The following is a 17777-nucleotide window of genomic DNA, read 5'->3' as shown; positions in this document are numbered from 1 at the left end:
GACTTCACTTCCGAGGGAAAAGATGCTGACAGATTTTGTGGTGCAATTATTTGATGAGCAGCCGCGGCGCGAAACCGCGGCGTACATGCTGCTGAACGGCAAGAAGACGCTGTCGGTCTTGTTTGCTGCACTTCAGCACGGTCAGTTGCAGTGGCTTCAGCTTTACCCTACGCTGGGCCGCGCCGATTTTCAAGCGGCGGTCAAGCAGCTGGTGAACGCCCATGCCTTGACCCACACCGAGACTGGGCTGGTGCTGACAGATCCGGCGGCCAAAATGCAGGCGGCGGCCCGCGTGCCACTGCCGACGCATTACCAGCCCTGGATGGGCGTGCGCGAATTTGAGCAGCGGCTCCTATTGGCGGTGCAGGCGGTGTCCGAGGCGGCGTATCACAATAATCAGTACGAGCCGGCGGTGCGCGACTGGGGCGCGCAGCAGTTTGTGCGGCGATGGTATGCCCAAAATCGCCAAGGCAAGTTTGCCTCTGAACTCACCGCCGCCTTCGCGCTGCTGCCAAGTGCGGCGGCCAACCGGATGGCCGCGCGGCTCATCGGGCATGAGTTTGTCGGCGGCGCGCAGGCGGAAGATTTAGCAGGGGCGTTTTTGCATCTGGACGATTTGGCGCGGCTCGTCAGCCTGATTGCTGAGCATCTGGACTGGCCGGCGCTGCAGAGCCTGTGGGGCGGTCGGGTGGCGCTGCTTTCCGCCAGCAATTACCGCGCCTGTCAGCTGATCGATGCCGGCCGCACGCGCGCGCAGGTGGGGGCCCAGCTGCACCTCAAGCCCAGCACGGTTAACGAACATTTGCTGGCAGCGACGATCTTTGGGTGGCAGCCGCCGGTCGAGAGGTTGTACTCGCCGGCGCTGCGCCAAGCGTTTACCCAGGTGGATCCGCATGAGCTGGACTACCAGAAGCTGCTGGCGGCAATTCCCGCGGCCGAGTTTTTTCATGTGCGCCTGTTTCAAATCTTGAATCTGCAAGGAAGGTGGCCGCGTGGCTGACTTAACGTCTTACCTAAAAAAGGAGTTTGGCTTCGCCGGCTTTCGGCCCGGCCAGGAAGAAATCATCCAGTCGGTCCTGAACGGCGAGGACGTGCTCGGTGTGCTGCCGACTGGGAGCGGGAAAACCTTGTGCTACCAGCTGCCCGGGCGGCTGCTGGACGGGCTGGTCGTGGTGGTCGAGCCGCTGCTGGCGCTGATGGAAGACCAGGTGGCCCGCCTTCAGGCCAGTGGGGAAAAGCGCGTGGTATCGCTGTCCAGCCGGCTGACCCCGGCGGATTTTAAAACCGTGCTCAGCCAGCTGGCCGGCGAGAAGTTTGTGTTTCTGGCGCCTGAGACCCTGGGTCGGCCGGATGTGCTGGCGCAGCTGCGGCGATTGGCGGTCAGCTTGTTTGTCGTCGACGAGGCGCACTGCATCTCGCAGTGGGGACCGGATTTTCGGCCGGCCTATTTGCAGCTGGGGCAGTTCCGCGAGGCGCTGCAGCCGCAAGCGACGTTGGCGCTGACCGCCACCGCGCCGCTGAAAGTGCAGCAGGACATCATTCACGGGTTGAACTTAACGCGGCCTAAGCGCCTGATCACCAGTGTGGATCGGCCCAACCTGTTCATGGGCTTTGAAACGGTTGAAAATGCGAAGCAAAAGCAGGCCCGCGCGCTGGCCGTGGTGCAGCAGGTGCAGGGCCCCAAGATCCTGTACTTTGACCGCAAGAAAGAGGCGGAGCGCTACGCCGAGCTGCTGCAGGGCCAGGGCATTGCCGCGGCGTTTTACCACGCCGGGCTGGACACTCTTGAACGCGACCGCATCCAGCGCCAGTTCATGGCTAACCAGGTCGCAGTGATTTGCGCGACCAGTGCGTTTGGCATGGGTATCGATAAACCGGACGTGCGCCTGGTGCTGTACCTGCACCTGCCGGATTCGCTGGAGGCTTATTCGCAGGGCATCGGCCGGGCCGGCCGCGACGGGCAAAAGTCCGCGACGCTGGTGCTGCTCGAGCCCAATGACCTGAACCGCGCCGGGCAGTTTGCGGCCAGCGTGCCGGATCAGCGGCTGATCGAAACGATTTTTAAGCATCCGAGCGCCTACACTGACTTTGATGACCCGCAGGTCGATCTGATCGAGGCGTACATTCAGGCGGGGTTCACGCAGCCGCAGGTCGAAGCGCAGCTGGCCGCGCGCCGCGGTGAGAAACAGAAGAGTTTTCAGGCGATCGCCGCCTTGGCCACCACCAGTGACTGTAAGCGCACCACGCTGCTGCGTCATTTTGACTCCAGCGGGGCCGCGCACACGGCGTTTTGCTGTGGGGCCTTGACGCCAGCAGTGATTGCGCAGCTGGCGACCGGGGCGCCTGCCGAACCCATCAAATCCCAGGATTGGCAACAGATTTTCGCGCGTATCTTTAACAGGAATTAAAAATCGACGTGATTAAATATGATACAATGGGCCTAGTATGCAAGGAGGACCGTTTCAATGAATAAGAAAACCGATCACAAACAGCCTGATGACGCGGACAAGAGCCAACCGTGGAACAAGCAATTTGAGGATGATCGCGACGACGAGGGCAACCTGTCCCGCGTCGCAACGCGCAAGAAATCTCATGGTACGCGGGTGCTTCAGTACGTTTTATGGGTCCTGATCGCCTTGTTCATTATCGTGCCGGTGGCGTATAACGCGATTGCCAGCAATTCTAGTAATAATAACGGCAATGATAAAATTACGGTTGCCAGCAGCAAAAAGTCGAGCTCTTCCACAAGCAGCAAGAAGCGTAAGAAGCACAGCTCATCCAGCAGCAAGTCGAGCAGCAGCACTTCAAGCAGCTCACAGGCCGCTAGTTCAAGCAGCCAAGCCGCAAGTTCCAGCACGCCGGCAAGCAGTTCGTCGAGTGTGGCCAGCTCTAGCAGCAGCAGTGCGGCCTTATCTTCCTCGAGCAGCGCGGCCGGCTACTACACCGTCAAGCAAGGTGACAACGCTTACCGCATCGCCGTTAACCACGGCATTTCACTGAGTCAGTTCTACCAGTGGAACGGTCAAGGTACTTTGACGCCTGGCAAATCAGTGCGAATCAAATAAGAATTCCGTGAGTCGAGGCGAATCCTCGGCTCTTTTTTGGTTATAATGGTTGGCAGTACGTGGCACCGCCAAGCGCGGGGCCAGCGAGGAGGAGTCAGCAGTATGCAGATCGCCATTGACGGCCCAGCCGGGTCAGGCAAAAGTACCATCGCAAAATTAGTCGCCACCAAGTTAGGATTTATCTACTGTGACACGGGGGCAATGTACCGGACGGCCACCGTCATGGCCAAGCAAAAAGGTATCGGTTACGGGGACGAGGCCGGCATCATGGCCGCGCTGCGCGATCTGGACATCACGTTCAAACCAAGTGCGGAGGGACAGTTGGTGTTCATGGACGGCGAGGACGTGACGCTGGCCATTCGCCAAGAGGAAACCACTAACAACGTGAGTCAGGTGTCTGCGCTGCCTAAGGTGCGCCAGGAAATGGTGCGCCGCCAGCGCGAAATCGCGGCGAACAATGACATTGTGATGGACGGCCGCGACATTGGGACGACCGTGCTGCCAGGCGCCGAGGTCAAGATTTTCATGGTGGCTTCGGTTGCCACAAGAGCGCAGCGCCGCCACAAGGAAAACGTCGAAAAGGGCATCATGACGCCGGTGGCCACGCTGGAAGAGGAAATCGCCGAGCGCGATCGCAAGGACTCCACGCGGGCCGTATCGCCGCTGCGTAAAGCGGCCGATGCGGTTGAGATCGACTCCAGCAACATGACCATTGACCAAGAAGTGCAGACCATTATTGAACTTGTCAACAAAAAACGGTTGAAAACGCAAAACAAATAGTTGGTATTTTGGCCCGCATCGGGTACAATAGACTAAGTATGACAGTCGTATAGGAGGAATTTTCTGGCATGAGTGAAAAGAATGAGTCAAGCGAAAACACCGAAACAATGGCGGACGCGCTGAAGAGCGTTGAAACTGTTCACATCGGCGACACCGTAAAAGGTGAAGTACTAGCAGTCGAAGACAAGCAACTGGTTGTAGGGATCGAGGGCACCGGCGTTGAGGGTGTCGTTCCTCTTAAAGAGTTATCCACTCAGCCAATCGATGACATCAACTCGGTTGCTAAAGTCGGCGACAAGCTCGACCTGGTTGTCATCTCGACGATCGGCAAGGACAAGGAAAACGGTCAGTACCTGCTTTCCAAGCGTCGCCTCGAAGCACAAAAGGTTTGGAAAGACATCCAAGCTAAGGCTGATGCCGGTGAAACCATCACCGCACCGGTTACTTCCGTCGTTAAAGGCGGCCTGGTTGTTAACGCCGGCGTGCGTGGGTTCGTCCCAGCAAGCATGGTTTCCGACCACTTCGTTGAAGACCTGTCCCAGTACAAGGGTCAGGAACTGGAATTCAAGATCATTGAGATCGAGCCAAGCGAAAACCGCTTGATCCTGTCTCACCGTGCGATCGTTGAAGCCGGCAAGGCCGAAGCCCGCAAGGAGATCTTTGCGAAGATCCAGCCTGGCGACACAGTTGAAGGCAAGGTTGCTCGGCTCACCAACTTTGGTGCGTTCGTTGACCTTGGCGGCGTTGATGGTCTGGTTCACGTGTCCGAAATCAGTTTCGATCACGTTGACAAGCCAAGCGACGTGCTGAAGGTTGGTCAGGACATCAAGGTCAAGGTTTTGGCCGTTGATCCTGATCGCAACCGCATCAGCCTTTCCATCAAGGCAACGTTGCCGCAGCCTTGGGATGACATCGAAGAAAAGGCACCAGCTGGCTCTGTTCTGACTGGGATCGTTAAGCGCCTGACCAGCTTCGGTGCGTTTGTTGAAGTCTTCCCTGGCGTTGAGGGTCTGGTTCACATTTCCCAGATCTCTCACGAACACATCGCAACACCTCAGGATGTTCTGAGCGAAGGCGAAGAAATCAAGGTCAAGGTTCTGTCCGTTGACCCGGATCAGCACCGTCTGGCTCTGTCCATCAAGGCGCTGACCGAAGCGCCTGAAGGCAGCCACGAAGACCGTCCGCGCAGCAATGGTAACGGCGGCAACAACAACCGCGGTGGCAACAGCCGTGGTGGTGACCGTGGCGGTCGTCGCGGTGGCCGTAGTGAGCACACTCAGATTCCGGCTGAATACCAGCAGGATGATTCAGGCTTCTCAATGAGCGATTTGCTCGGCGATGCGCTGAAGAAACTGAGCACAGCGAACGACGACAAGGGCGACAACGACAACAAGTAAGCAATTGCTTTTCTGGCCGAGGCAGAGATGCCTCGGTTTTTATATGTATGGTGCGAAGAGTTCGCGAACTTAGCCTGATGATTAGCCTAGCTCAAGGTATTGCCGCCGCTTTTTGGCGGCGAGGCCTTGGGCGTAGCTAATCACTCGGGCGTTGATCAGCCTGTACGAGCAAAGCGAGTTACAGGGTGACATGCGTTAGCTGCGAACTCGTAGCCCGATTTATGTCAGGTGCGCACTTGGTCGCACCTGAAAACGCGAGGGTCCCATTACCTGAAGGGGTCCGGTTTTATAGAAAGGGAAGATAATTCTATGGTACTCCCCACATTAGCAATCGTCGGCCGGCCCAATGTCGGCAAATCCACGATCTTTAACCGCATGATCGGCGAGCGCGTCTCAATCGTCGAAGATACCCCAGGTGTCACGCGTGACCGCATTTACGGCAAGGCCGAGTGGCTTGGCAAGCAGTTCGCGCTGATCGACACCGGCGGGATCGATATTGGCGATGAGCCGTTTTTGCAACAGATCTCAGACCAGGCCGAAATCGCCATCGATGAGGCCGACGTGATCCTGTTTTTGACCAGCGTCGAGGCCGGCGTTACCGATGCCGATGAACGCGTGGCGCAGATTTTGTACAAGGCGGACAAGCCGGTCGTACTTGCCGTTAACAAGGTCGATAACCCGGAGCGGCGCAACGACATCTATGATTTTTACAGCTTGGGCTTCGGTGAACCCTATCCGCTCTCTGGGAGTCACGGCATCGGCCTGGGCGACGTGTTGGACGCGGTGTTCGCCGCGTTTCCCGATGAGGGCACGGACGCGGAGGACGACTCGATCAAGTTTTCCTTCATCGGCCGGCCGAACGTCGGCAAATCCTCGCTGGTCAATGCGATCCTCGGCGAAGAGCGCGTTATTGTCAGTCCCATCGAGGGCACGACGCGTGACGCCATCGACACGAAGTTCGTGCACGGCGATCAGGAATTTACGATGATCGACACCGCCGGGATCCGCAAGCGCGGCAAGGTTTACGAAAGCACCGAAAAGTACGCCGTCATGCGGGCGCTGCGAGCCATTGATCGCTCCGATGTCGTCCTGGTCGTGCTGGACGCCGAAACGGGGATCCGCGAGCAGGATAAAAAAGTGGCCGGGTACGCCCACGAGGCGGGCCGCGGGATCATCATCGTGGTCAACAAGTGGGACACGCTCAAAGAAAAGGATAACCACACGATACAGGAGTTCGAGCAGCACGTCCGGGACGAATTTCAGTACCTGGACTACGCCCCAATTGTTTTCGTGTCTGCAAAGACCCATCAGCGCCTGACGAACCTGCCAGGCATGATCGAGAAGGTTTCAGAAAATCAGAATCGCCGCATTCAGAGTGCTGTACTCAACGACGTGTTACTGGATGCGCTGGCGGTCACCCCGACGCCGACAATCAACGGCAAGCGGCTGCGCATCTATTTCATGACGCAGGTGGCCGTCAAACCGCCGACATTCGTGGTTTTCGTCAATGATCCGGATCTGCTGCACTTCTCCTATGAGCGCTTTCTCATTAATCAGTTGCGCAAGACGTTCGATTTTGACGGCACGCCGATTCATTTGATCGCCAGAAAGCGGAAATGACGGGGTTTGACAAAGCCCGGTACAATAAGGTTCCTTTTCAGAGCCAAGTTTTCATCGCCGCGCTGATTTTTTGCCGATAATGCCAAAAAACCTTGCTACGACGGGCTTTGTGTGTTATCTTGAAAATTGAAATAGTGATACCGGTTTATCATTGTTTCCTCATTCTTGGAAACCAAGATTGGGTATGTTTGGGTGGGTAACCCAAATCTATACGGAGGTGAATAGATCATGGCAAATAAAGCAGAATTGATCGAAAGTGTTGCAACTTCAACCGGCTTGACAAAGAAGGATGCAACGGCAGCTGTAGATGCAGTATTTAGCTCAATCCAGGCTTCCCTGGCTAAAGGCGAGAAGGTTCAACTGATCGGCTTTGGTAACTTCGAAGTACGCGAACGCGCAGCTCGTAAGGGCCGCAACCCGCAAACTGGCGCAGAGATCAAGATCCCTGCATCAAAAGTACCTGCATTCAAGCCTGGTAAGGCACTCAAGGACGCTGTTAAGTAGTCTCCTTGGAGCAATGATAGGTTTAGCAAAACGGGTTCGAACTTTATTGTTCGAGCCCGTTTTTTCAGGAGGGAAACATGAGCTATTCTGAGCAGATGCTCGCGGCCCTGGAAAAAGGGCACATGGAAGAGTCCCGCAACCTTTTCCAATCCGTATTGAAGCACGATGATGATGAAACCAAATACAATCTGGCCGGCGAGTTGTACGCGCTCGGCTTCACCGGGCAGGCCAAAAGGCTGTACCAGGAGCTGATGGGCAAGTACCCGGACGAAGACGAGCTCAAAACCGACCTGGCGGACATTGCAGTGGGCGATGGCGACACCGATGAGGCGCTCAACTTGCTGGCGAAGGTCACGCCGGACTCCGACGCCTATCCGCAGGCGCTGATGGCCGAGGCCGATGTGTACCAGACGCAGGGTCTTTACGAAGTCGCTGAGCAAAAGTTGCTGGAAGCCCAAAAGCTGGTGCCGGATGAACCGGTGGTCACCTTTGCGCTCGGGGAGTTGTACTTCGCCTGGGGCCGCGATGACCAGGCCGCCCTTGCGTATTCTCAGCTGATCAACGCCGGGGTGGACTCATTGGCCCATGTCAACATCAAAGCCCGTTACGCGGCCACCCTGGCGCATATGGGCCAGTATGAAGACGCCGTGGCGGTTTACGAAGACGTCGGCGTGGCGGCCTTGGATCCGGATAGTCTGCTGCAGCTGGGCAGTTTGTACAGTCAGCTGGATCAGCCCAAGGACGCGATTGAAACGCTGACAGGCCTGATCGAAGGCGACCCATCCTTTGCCAACGCCTATCTGCCACTAGCCATGGCTCAGCAGAAAAATGGTGATGAGGGCGCTGCGCTGACGACGGTGCAAAAAGGGATCGAGCAGGACGCCACGAACCCGACGCTTTTTGCCCTCGGTGCCAGCCTTGCCATCAAGGAAGAGAACCTGGACTTGGCCGAGAATTACCTGAAAAAGGCCCGCGCCATCGATCCGGAGAACCAGGCCGTTGCGCTGTCCTGGAGCAACCTGCTGCTGGCTCAGCATAAGGACGAGGACAACGTGGCCTTTTTGGAGGCGCTGGACAAGTCAGATGAGGTCGATCCGCAGATTTACTGGAACCTCGCAAAAAGCTACGACCGGCTGGATGATGTTGATAAGGCGCGTGAAAACTACCTGCTGGCTTTCAATGCGCTGCAGGATTCGGCGGACTTTTTGCACGATGTCATCGATTTCTTCCAGTCGACTGGGGCGACTGCCGAGCTGAAGGCGGCACTCACGCGGTACTTGAAGCTGGTGCCGGATGATGTCGACATGCAGGACCGGCTGGACGAGCTAAACGATGAGGCCGATGACCAACAGTAATCAGCGCCGCCTGTTGCCTGCGGATTGCTTGTCTAGCAGTTGATTAATGGCGACGTTCGCTTGAGGCCAAAAAATTGGACCGGAGACCACTTGGTCTTCGGTCCTATTTTTGTCCTAATCACCCCAGAAACAGCCGCTTGGGTTTGCGCTTGTAGGTGAAGCCTTCGCCCAGCGCCTCGTGCACGTCCAAAATGGTGATGAAGGCGTGCGGGTCAATGTCGTCGATGATGCGCTTGACCGCGGCAATTTCGGTGGTGGCGACCACAGCGTAGACGACGCGCTTTTGGTCGCGCGCAAAGCCGCCTTCCGCCTTCAGGTAGGTCGCGCCACGCTCGAGCTGGTTCATGATGGCGTTGGCGATTGCCTCAGATGAGTCGGAGACGATGAGCACGCCCTTGGCCGCGTACGCGCCTTCCAGCACGAAGTCGACGATGCGCGAAAAGACGTAGCTGGCCAGCAGGGTGTACATCATCCGTTCGAGGTTCAGGTAGGACAGGCTGGCCAGCAAGACAACCACGTCAAACCCCAGCAGCGAGCGGCCCATTGGGATCCCGGTCTGTTTTTCCAAAATGCGCGCGATGACGTCCGAGCCGCCGGTGGTGCCGCCGCGCCGGTAAATCAGGCCGCTGCCGATCCCGCCGAAGAGCCCGGCCATCACGCCGGCGATGAACAGGTCGTGGTGAATGTCCAAACTGACGGGCACGCGCTGCCAGACCCACAGGAACACTGACAACATCACCGTGCCGTAGACCGTGTAGGCGAGGGCCCGCTTGCCCAGGAACTTGTAGCCCACAATAATCAGCGGGATGTTTAGGACCAGGGTCGAGTAGGCGGGGTCGATGTGCCACCAGTAGCGGATCAAGAGCGTGATGCCGGTGATGCCGCCTTCCGCCAGGTGGTTGGCGATGTTGACGGTGACTAGGCCGAACCCGTACAGGGCACAGCCCACCGTGATCAGGGCCAGATCCATCACCATTCGCTGCGTTTTTTTTGTCATGCCATCACGCCTCCTGAGCTGCTTGCCCCTTAATCTTACCAGACCTTCGCTGTGGTGCGGTGAGTTTGCTATGATAGAAGGGAGAAAAAGGAGCAAAGTAATGAAAATTGATTTGAGCCATCCGGATTTCCAAGCGGCGATCCCGATCATGAAAAAAATTGAGGCGGCCGGCTACGAGGCCTATTTCGTCGGCGGCAGCGTGCGCGACGCCTTGCTGGGCCTGCCGATCCACGACGTTGACATCGCCAGCTCGGCGTACCCGGAGGAGATCAAGCAGATTTTTCCGCGAACGGTCGACACCGGCATCCAGCACGGCACCGTGATGGTGCTGCATCACGGCGTCGGCTATGAGGTGACCACGTTCCGGACGGAATCCGGCTACCAGGACTTCCGCCGGCCCGACCATGTCACCTTCGTGCGCTCGCTCAAAGAGGACCTCAAGCGCCGCGATTTTACGGTCAACGCGCTGGCCGTGCGCCACGACGGCACCGTGATCGACATGTTTGACGGCCTGAGCGACCTCGACCACAAGGTGCTGCGCGCGGTCGGCGATCCGCACGCCCGCTTTCACGAGGATGCGCTGCGGATGATGCGCGCGGTGCGCTTCCAAAGTCAGCTCGGGTTTGCCATCGAACCGGCCACCGAAAGCGCGATTGCGACCAATGCAAAGCTGCTGGCCAAAATTTCCGTGGAACGCACGGCGACCGAGTTTACCAAGCTGCTGATGGGGCAAGACCGGCAGGCGGGGCTGACGACCTTCATCGACACCGGGCTGTACGCTTACGCGCCGCAGCTGAAGGGGCAGGTGGCGGCGCTGCGCCAGCTGGCAGGATTGTCCGCCCCACAGTTTAAGGACGCCGCCATCGGCTGGACGCTGCTGGTGCACCTGACTGGCCTGAATGCGGAAAAGCTGCTGCGGGCCTGGAAACAGGCCAATGATTTGATCCGCCTGACCACCAGCGCCGCGCAACTGCTGAAGCAGTTGCCGGGGGCCGATGCCTGGGCGTTGTATCAGGCCGGCAAAGCCGCTGCAGCCGTTGCCTTTACGGCCGAGCAGGCACTGAATTCTGACTTTGACCTGGCGCAGGCAGAGGCGGCGTACGCGGCGCTGCCGATCCACGCCAAAGCGGAGCTGGCGATCGACGGTAAAACGCTGATGGCCAGCGGGTTTAAGCCGGGGCCGCAGCTGGGCCAGACGCTGAACCTTTTGGAGCGTGCCGTGGTGTTTGGTCAGCTGCCAAACGACCAGGCCGCCTTGCTGGCAGCGGCGCAGAAATAAATAAACTAACATCATTTCTTTGGCGATCGGGTCGCAGCCCGGTCGTTTTTTGGTACTCCAGCGGCAATCAAGTCAATTTTTTCTGTGCAGGTTCCATGTTATGATGGTGAACAGAAGAAGCGAGGATGACTATGCAAACATTGACTGCGGAAGGCGTGCGCAAGGCGTACGGCGATAAGCAACTGTTCACAGATTTAGATTTTCTGATCAACGAAGGCGACCGCGTTGGGCTGATCGGCGTCAACGGTACCGGCAAAACGACCCTGCTCAACGGCATCGCCGGCACCGATCCGTTTGACGCCGGTGACATCACCACCCCGAAAAATTATCGGATCAGCTATCTGGCGCAAAAGCCGGCGCTGGATGCGGACAAGCAGATCATGGACGCGATCTACGGCGGCACCTCACCGGTATTTGCGGCGATCCGCACTTACGAAAAGGCGCTGGCCGAATACACCAAGGCGCCCATGGATGCCGCCACGCAGGAGGCCTACACCAAAGCCGACGCCAAAATGACGCAGCTGGACGCCTGGGACGCAGAGACCAACATCAAAACGATCCTGACCCAGCTGCACATTTCTGACCTCAACCAAACGATCGGCAGTTTGTCCGGGGGCCAGCAGAAGCGGGTCGGACTGGCGCAGGTGCTGATCGAAGCGCCTGACCTGCTGATGCTGGACGAGCCGACCAACCACCTGGACTTTGACTCCATCGACTGGCTTGAATCGTACCTGGCGAAGTACAAAGGGGCGCTTTTGGTCGTCACCCATGATCGCTACTTTCTAGATCACGTCACCAACGTCATCTGGGAACTCGACCGCGGCCAGCTGCACCGGTACACCGGCAACTACGAGGCCTATGTCGAACAAAAGGCCGCGGCCGATGAGCGCGATGCGGCCAGCTCGCACAAGCAGCAGCAGCTTTACAAGCAGGAGCTGGACTGGATGCACGCCGGCGCTCAGGCCCGCACCACCAAGCAGCAGGCCCGCATCAACCGCTTTGTTGATCTGAAGGAAAATATGAACAGCCAGCCGGCCCAGAACGGCACCGTCGAAATGAAGGTAGCGTCCACGCGTCTGGGCAAAAAGGTGATTGAATTTGCCCACGCCAACCTGACGCTTGGCAGCCACCGCATCCTGAGTGATTTCTCGTGGCTGGTCCAGCCGGGCCAGCGCATCGGCATTTCGGGGCTCAACGGCGCCGGCAAGTCGACGCTGCTCAACGTGATCGCCGGCAAGGTCAAGCTGGACAGTGGTACTTGTGTGCTGGGCGAAACCGTGAAGCTGGGCTATTACACCCAGCTGGCCGTTGATCTGGACCCGACCAAGCGCGTGATCGCCTACCTGCAAGAGGCAGGCGAGGAGCTGGTGACCAATGCCGGTGAGCGCATTTCGGTCACCCAGCTGCTCGAGCAGTTCCTGTTTCCTCGCAGCATGCACGGCGAGCTGATCTCGCGCCTGTCCGGTGGCGAAAAGCGCCGGCTGTACCTGCTGCGGATCCTGATGAGCCAGCCCAACGTGCTGCTGCTCGATGAGCCGACCAACGACCTGGACGTGGCGACTTTGACCGTGCTGGAGGATTACCTGCGCCAGTTTCCGGGCACGATAATCACCGTCTCGCATGACCGGTACTTCCTGGATAAGGTCGCCGATAACTTGCTGTTCTTCGAGGGCAATGGCCGCATCGACCGCCATGTCGGGCTGTTCACCGACTACCTGAAGAAAATGCGGGCAGACGAAGAGCAAAACACGGCGCCTAAATCTAAACCGGTGGCCACTGCGGCGCCGGCCCAGCCTGAAGCCAAGGCCGAAAAGACCAAGCTGACCTACGCGGAACAAATCGAGCACGACGACCTGCAGAAGAAAATGGATGCCTTGGACGATGAGATCACCGCACTGAAAAAGGAAATGAGCACCATCAGCGGCGAGGATTACGTCAAGCTGGGCGACCTTCAAAAGCAGATCGATGATAAAAACGCGGCGCTCGACAAGATGTTTGACCGCTTTGCCGCCCTTGACGAGTACGTTTCGGATTAGGAGGAACACGCATGCCAGTCACAGAACAGCCGTACTTGGACCTGCTGAAGCAAATTATGGAAACCGGCGATTTTAAAGGCGACCGCACGGGCACTGGGACCTACTCGATTTTTGGCGCCCAGCTGCGGTTCGACCTGAGCAAAGGGTTTCCCTTACTCACCACGAAAAAAGTCCCGTTTGGTCTGATCAAAAGCGAGATGCTGTGGTTCTTGCACGGCGACACCAACATTCGCTTCCTGCTGCAGCACCATAACCACATCTGGGACGAGTGGGCGTTCGAGCGCTGGGTCGAGTCGCCAGAGTACACCGGCCCTGATATGACCGACTTCGGCCGGCGCCGGCTCAAGGACGCTGATTTTGCCAAGGTCTATCAGGCGCAAATGCAGGCGTTCGATGATAGAATTCTAGCTGACGAAACTTTCGCCAAAAAGTATGGCACCTTGGGCAACGTGTACGGCAAGCAGTGGCGCGCCTGGGCAACCAGTCGCGGCGACACCATCGACCAACTGGGCAACGTCATCGCGGCCATCAAAAAAACGCCGAACTCCCGGCGCCTGATTGTCTCGGCGTGGAACCCGGAGGACGTGCCGACCATGGCGCTGCCGCCGTGCCACACGCTGTACCAGTTCTACGTCAATGAAGGCAAGCTCTCGCTGCAGCTGTACCAGCGCAGCGCGGACATGTTCCTCGGCGTGCCGTTTAACATCGCCAGCTACGCGCTGTTGACCCATTTGGTGGCCCAGGAAACCGGGCTGCAGGTCGGCGAGTTTATCCACACGTTCGGGGATGCGCACATTTACACGAATCACGTCGATCAGGTCGCCGAGCAGCTCAGCCGCACGCCGCGCAATAGCCCGCAGCTGGTGCTGACACCGGGCAAAACCATCGACACGCTGACCATGGCAGACATCAAGGTGAAGGATTACGACCCGTATCCCGCCATTAAGGCGCCGGTCGCGGTCTGAGCACCACAGGAGGATCCGATGATCGCATTTGTTTGGGCCCAGGACCAAGCCGGCACGATCGGCAAAAACGGCAAGCTGCCGTGGCACCTGCCCGATGACCTGCATCAGTTCAAGCAGCTGACCCTGGGCCAGCTGACTGTGATGGGCCGGACCACTTATGAAGGCCTGCCGAAGCGGCCGCTGCCGGGGCGCACGAATATTGTGCTGACCCACCAGGAAGACTACCAGGCGCCAGGGGCGGTGGTCGTGCACGACCGCGCAGAGTTGCTCGCCTATGCTTCGACTCACCCGCAGCAGCGCCTGATGATCGTCGGCGGGGCCCAGGTGTTCATGGCCTTTGCCGACATCGTCGACCGGTTGTACGTGACCAAGCTGGCCGGCACTTTTCAGGGCGACGTCAAAATGCCGCCCCTGGATTGGGCCGCGTTTAAGCAGATCGCGAGTCGCGAGGTCATCGATTCCGACCCACGCAAGACGCATGTGTTTGAAACCTGGGCGCGCAAATAAACAAAAAGTGCCGGCGCAGAGGAATTTTTCTCCGCGCCGGCACTTTTTAATTTGGCCTGTTAGACAAATAAGTAAATCGAGGCGTACATGCAGGCTGAGCCAATCATCACAAACAGGTGCCAGATGACGTGAATGTACGGGATCTTTTTCTGCGAGTAAAGCAAGGCGCCAAAGGTGTAGGCGACGCCGCCGGCCACCAGCAGCCAGAAGCCGATGCGGCCTAAGTGGGCCCACAGCGGCTGCATGCCGATCAGGCACATCCAGCCGAGGATCACGTAAATGGCGGTTTCCGCGCCGCGAAAACGCCCGAGGAAGAAGAGCTTGTAGGCGATTCCGGCGGCGCACAGCAGCCAGATCGCGGCCAACAGTCCCCAGCCGAGTGGCCCACCGATCGCTACGAGACAGTAGGGCAGGTAAGAGCCGGCAATCAGGATGAAGACGCTGGAATGGTCAATCACTTGCAGGACATGGCGCGCCTTAGTGAAGTAAAACCCGTGAAACAGCGTCGAGCCCAGGTAGAGGATGATCAGCGAAATGCCGAAACCCAGGAAGGTGACCAGGCGGAGTGTGGTCGTGGCCTTGAACGCTAGAGCGACCGTTCCGACAACGGATAGCCCCAGCGCGAAGGCGTGCGTCACGGCGCTCAGCATCTGGTCGTTAAAGTTATAGTATGCGGATTTAAATGGTTTGCTCAATTGCATCGGCTACCTCCCTGACTCTTTAGGTTTATGATACCATGTATAAAGCGTCAAATCAATTTCATCTAGTATTAAAAACCAAGTTCCCTGTTACTGACAAATTGGGGTGGGCTTTGGTATACTGGACGCAGTGCAAAACTACCTACAGAAAGCGTGGCTCAAATGGCAAACATCAAACTGGTGACGGATTCCTCAATTCAGCTGACCCCGGAAGAGATCGCGAAGTACGACATTCACGTTATCCCGCTGACGATCATGATTGATTCCACCGTGTACGTGGACGGTGAGACGATCACGCGCGCCGAGTTTATGGATAAAATGGCGGCAGCCTCGGCGCTGCCGAAAACGTCGCAGCCGGCGATTGGCACTTTTCTGGATACGTTCAACGAACTGACCGCTGACGGCAGCGAGGTGCTTGCCGTGCACATGCTAGAGGCCATTTCTGGCACGGTCAATTCCGCGCGCCAGGCCGCCGAGCTCTGCAAGGGCAAAGTGACCGTGGTGGACTCCCAATTCACCGACCGCGCGCTGTCCTTTCAGGTGATTGAGGCCGCCAAGGCGATTCAAGCCGGCAAATCGATGGCCGAGGTGGTCAAGCGCATGGCCGTTATCCGCGACCACACCAAGCTGGTCATGGGCGTCTCCACGCTGGACAACTTGGTCAAGGGCGGGCGCATCAGCCGGGTGTCGGGGATGCTGTCCTCGCTGCTCAACATCAAGGTGATCCTCGAAGTCACCGGCGGCGAGCTCAAGGCGCTGCAAAAGGGCCGCGGCATGAAGACTTTAGTCAACTTTGCCGACAAGACGGTTGAGCAAATGGCCAAGCTGGGCAACGTCAAGAGCGTTGGCGTGTCCTACGCCGGCGGCAAGAAGCTGGCCGAGGACATCGGTGCCAAGGTCAAGGCGGCACTGCCGAACGCGGAGCTGCTGGTGCGGCCAACGGACCCTGTGATTGCGACGCACACCGGCGATGGCGCCTTTGCAATCACGTACTACGTCGACTAAAATAGAGCCATTCGGGCCGGGATTCCCGGTCCTTTTTTTAATTGAAGGAGGCCGCCATGAAAAAACACAGATTGCAGCACGGGTTGCTGGGCCTCTTGACGATTCTTGCGACGGCCGTGGTCACGTTCTTGATCTGGCAGGTGGCGGGGCCCAAGGCTCAGCCGATTCATCTAAGGGGGCAGGTGCAGCAGGTCAAGACCCTGCGCCTGGCCGCGGTCGGCGATTCGCTGACCCACGGCGTCGGTGACGAAACCAACAACGGCGGCTACGTCGGCCTAATCAAAGGGGACTTGGAAAGCTCCGGTGTCTACCAGGTCGACACGTCGAACTACGGCGTGACCGGCGACACCAGCACGCAGATCCTGAAGCGGGTCAATGCGCAAAAAAAGCTGCGCACCGATGTCGAGCACGCGGACATCCTGACGGTGACGGTGGGCGGCAACGACTTGATGCACGTGCTGCAAAAGAACCTGCTGTCCATTTCGACCAAGGACGTGACCAGCGGTGCCACTACTTATCGGCGCCACCTGACCAGCCTGCTTAAGGCGCTGCGCCAGCTCAACCCGAAGGCGCCGGTGTACGTGTTCGGCGTCTACAATCCGTTCTATGTTTATTTTCCCAATCTGACCGCGATGACCACCAGCGTGAAGACTTGGAATAATACAACACAGGCGGCGCTGGGTGACTTCGACCACATGTATTACGTCGATATCGATTCGGTGCTGACCAAGGGCGCGAACACGCAGGCCAACAGCAAGGCGGACAAGAAAAAGCTGGAGTCGGCGATGTCCGGCAGCAGCAAGAACCCGCTGATTTTCGAGTCGGATCACTTCCACCCGAACAACGCCGGGTACGCGCTGATGACGTCGCAGTTATGGAAAAAGATGCAGGCAACTGAAAGTACGTGGGAGAAATAAGTATGCGAGAAGCCAAGGCCCGCTCGCGGGCAACTAAATCTGAATTAAACAAGCCGCGCGGCCGCTTCAATCTCTGGAAGTGGGTGTGCCTGATCCTGATTGGGCTGATGCTCGGCACCGGCGTCTGGCTGGCGCATGCCGTCTTGACGCCGGTCGACCAAAGCTATTCGACGCAGGACACGACGACCGGCGATCCAGCCATGACGGTGTCCTTGACCAAGCGTCAGGCCAACGAGATCATTTCGTATTACCTGAACGATTTTCAAAAAGACAGCAACGTGAAGTACTCGCTGACGCTGGCTGACCAGGCGGTGCTTGACGGCTCGTTCAAGTTCTTCGGCCAAAAAGTAGGGTTCAGCCTGTTGTTTGACCCGCTGGTCCTGAAAAACGGCAACGTCGAGCTCAAGGCCCGGCAGCTGAATGTTGGCAGCTTACCCGTGCCGATCTCGTACGTGATGAGTTACGCCGCCGGCAACTTCAAGCTGCCTAAATGGGTCAGGATGAATAGCAAGCAGAAGACGGTTGTGCTAGACTTGAACAAATTCAAGATGGCCAACGGCATGCAGCTGAAGGCCGATAAAATCGACCTGCCGAATTCGCAGATCGACTTCTCGGTTTACCTGCCGAAAAAGTAACCGGCAGGGCCGTGCGT

The 17777-nt window shown here is 57.9% G+C and carries 16 protein-coding genes and 1 pseudogene; 15 read left to right on the top strand and 2 right to left on the bottom strand.

The annotated features are described in order from the left end of the window. Window positions 1-22: 22 nt before the first annotated feature. From FC75_RS10810 to FC75_RS10775, 8 genes and pseudogenes are all read left to right on the top strand, one after another. Window positions 23-1000 carry a YpbB family protein gene (locus FC75_RS10810; RefSeq protein WP_056989887.1) on the top strand — a complete coding sequence of 326 codons (978 nt, stop codon included), beginning with the start codon at window positions 23-25 and terminating at the stop codon, window positions 998-1000. Continuing rightward, a complete protein-coding gene (locus tag FC75_RS10805) occupies window positions 993-2408 on the top strand; it encodes a RecQ family ATP-dependent DNA helicase (protein WP_056989886.1) in 1416 nt (471 codons plus the stop codon). Before FC75_RS10810 ends, FC75_RS10805 begins: the two co-directional genes overlap by 8 nt. 57 nt (window positions 2409-2465) lie before the next feature. Further along, a complete protein-coding gene (locus tag FC75_RS10800) occupies window positions 2466-3065 on the top strand; it encodes a LysM peptidoglycan-binding domain-containing protein (RefSeq protein ID WP_056989885.1) in 600 nt (199 codons plus the stop codon). 102 nt (window positions 3066-3167) lie between these two features. Beyond that, complete coding sequence (gene cmk / locus FC75_RS10795) at window positions 3168-3845, top strand: (d)CMP kinase (protein ID WP_056989884.1); 678 nt, start codon at window positions 3168-3170, stop codon at window positions 3843-3845. A 68-nt stretch (window positions 3846-3913) separates the two neighbouring features. After that, window positions 3914-5140 (top strand): annotated as a pseudogene (gene rpsA, locus FC75_RS10790) (30S ribosomal protein S1); the annotation flags it as partial. Between the two features lie 411 nt (window positions 5141-5551). Further along, the gene (gene der / locus FC75_RS10785) at window positions 5552-6862 is read left to right on the top strand and encodes a ribosome biogenesis GTPase Der (RefSeq protein ID WP_056989882.1); all 1311 of its coding nucleotides are present in this window, start codon (window positions 5552-5554) and stop codon (window positions 6860-6862) included. A 228-nt stretch (window positions 6863-7090) separates the two neighbouring features. Next, a complete protein-coding gene (locus tag FC75_RS10780; RefSeq protein WP_054661819.1) occupies window positions 7091-7366 on the top strand; it encodes an HU family DNA-binding protein in 276 nt (91 codons plus the stop codon). 77 nt (window positions 7367-7443) lie between these two features. Then, window positions 7444-8721 (top strand): tetratricopeptide repeat protein, encoded by a 1278-nt coding sequence (locus FC75_RS10775; RefSeq protein WP_056989881.1) that lies wholly within the window; start codon window positions 7444-7446, stop codon window positions 8719-8721. 118 nt (window positions 8722-8839) lie between these two features. Here the strand turns inward: FC75_RS10775 and FC75_RS10770 are convergent, their stop codons facing one another. After that, on the bottom strand, window positions 8840-9718 hold the full coding sequence (locus tag FC75_RS10770) for a YitT family protein (RefSeq protein ID WP_054661822.1): 879 nt from the start codon (window positions 9716-9718) through the stop codon (window positions 8840-8842). A 100-nt stretch (window positions 9719-9818) separates the two neighbouring features. Here FC75_RS10770 and FC75_RS10765 point away from each other — a divergent pair, with 100 nt between their 5' ends. The 4 genes from FC75_RS10765 to FC75_RS10750 all read left to right on the top strand — a co-directional run bounded on the left by FC75_RS10765 (window position 9819) and on the right by FC75_RS10750 (window position 14505). Continuing rightward, on the top strand, window positions 9819-10997 hold the full coding sequence (locus tag FC75_RS10765; protein WP_056989880.1) for a CCA tRNA nucleotidyltransferase: 1179 nt from the start codon (window positions 9819-9821) through the stop codon (window positions 10995-10997). 131 nt (window positions 10998-11128) lie between these two features. Further along, window positions 11129-13033: an ABC-F family ATP-binding cassette domain-containing protein gene (locus tag FC75_RS10760; protein WP_054661877.1), complete on the top strand. Its 1905-nt coding sequence runs from the start codon at window positions 11129-11131 to the stop codon at window positions 13031-13033. Window positions 13034-13044: 11 nt separating this feature from the next. After that, the gene (locus FC75_RS10755) at window positions 13045-13998 is read left to right on the top strand and encodes a thymidylate synthase (protein ID WP_056989879.1); all 954 of its coding nucleotides are present in this window, start codon (window positions 13045-13047) and stop codon (window positions 13996-13998) included. 18 nt (window positions 13999-14016) lie between these two features. Next, window positions 14017-14505, top strand: coding sequence for a dihydrofolate reductase (locus tag FC75_RS10750; RefSeq protein WP_056989878.1), 489 nt, complete (start codon window positions 14017-14019; stop codon window positions 14503-14505). 59 nt (window positions 14506-14564) lie between these two features. Here the strand turns inward: FC75_RS10750 and trhA are convergent, their stop codons facing one another. After that, window positions 14565-15206: a PAQR family membrane homeostasis protein TrhA gene (trhA, locus tag FC75_RS10745; protein ID WP_056989877.1), complete on the bottom strand. Its 642-nt coding sequence runs from the start codon at window positions 15204-15206 to the stop codon at window positions 14565-14567. Between the two features lie 159 nt (window positions 15207-15365). Here trhA and FC75_RS10740 point away from each other — a divergent pair, with 159 nt between their 5' ends. The 3 genes from FC75_RS10740 to FC75_RS10730 are packed head-to-tail and all read left to right on the top strand — an operon-like array spanning window position 15366 to window position 17760. Continuing rightward, window positions 15366-16208 (top strand): DegV family protein, encoded by an 843-nt coding sequence (locus tag FC75_RS10740; protein WP_056989876.1) that lies wholly within the window; start codon window positions 15366-15368, stop codon window positions 16206-16208. Between the two features lie 56 nt (window positions 16209-16264). Further along, window positions 16265-17125, top strand: a complete 861-nt coding sequence (locus tag FC75_RS10735; protein WP_056989875.1) for an SGNH/GDSL hydrolase family protein — start codon at window positions 16265-16267, stop codon at window positions 17123-17125. Window positions 17126-17127: 2 nt separating this feature from the next. Further along, window positions 17128-17760, top strand: coding sequence for a YpmS family protein (locus tag FC75_RS10730; RefSeq protein WP_056989874.1), 633 nt, complete (start codon window positions 17128-17130; stop codon window positions 17758-17760). Window positions 17761-17777 lie beyond the last annotated feature (17 nt).

The organism is Lacticaseibacillus camelliae DSM 22697 = JCM 13995 (genome assembly GCF_001436615.1).
Classification (GTDB): Bacteria; Bacillota; Bacilli; order Lactobacillales; family Lactobacillaceae; genus Lacticaseibacillus; species Lacticaseibacillus camelliae.
This window is presented reverse-complemented; position numbering and strand designations above follow the sequence as displayed.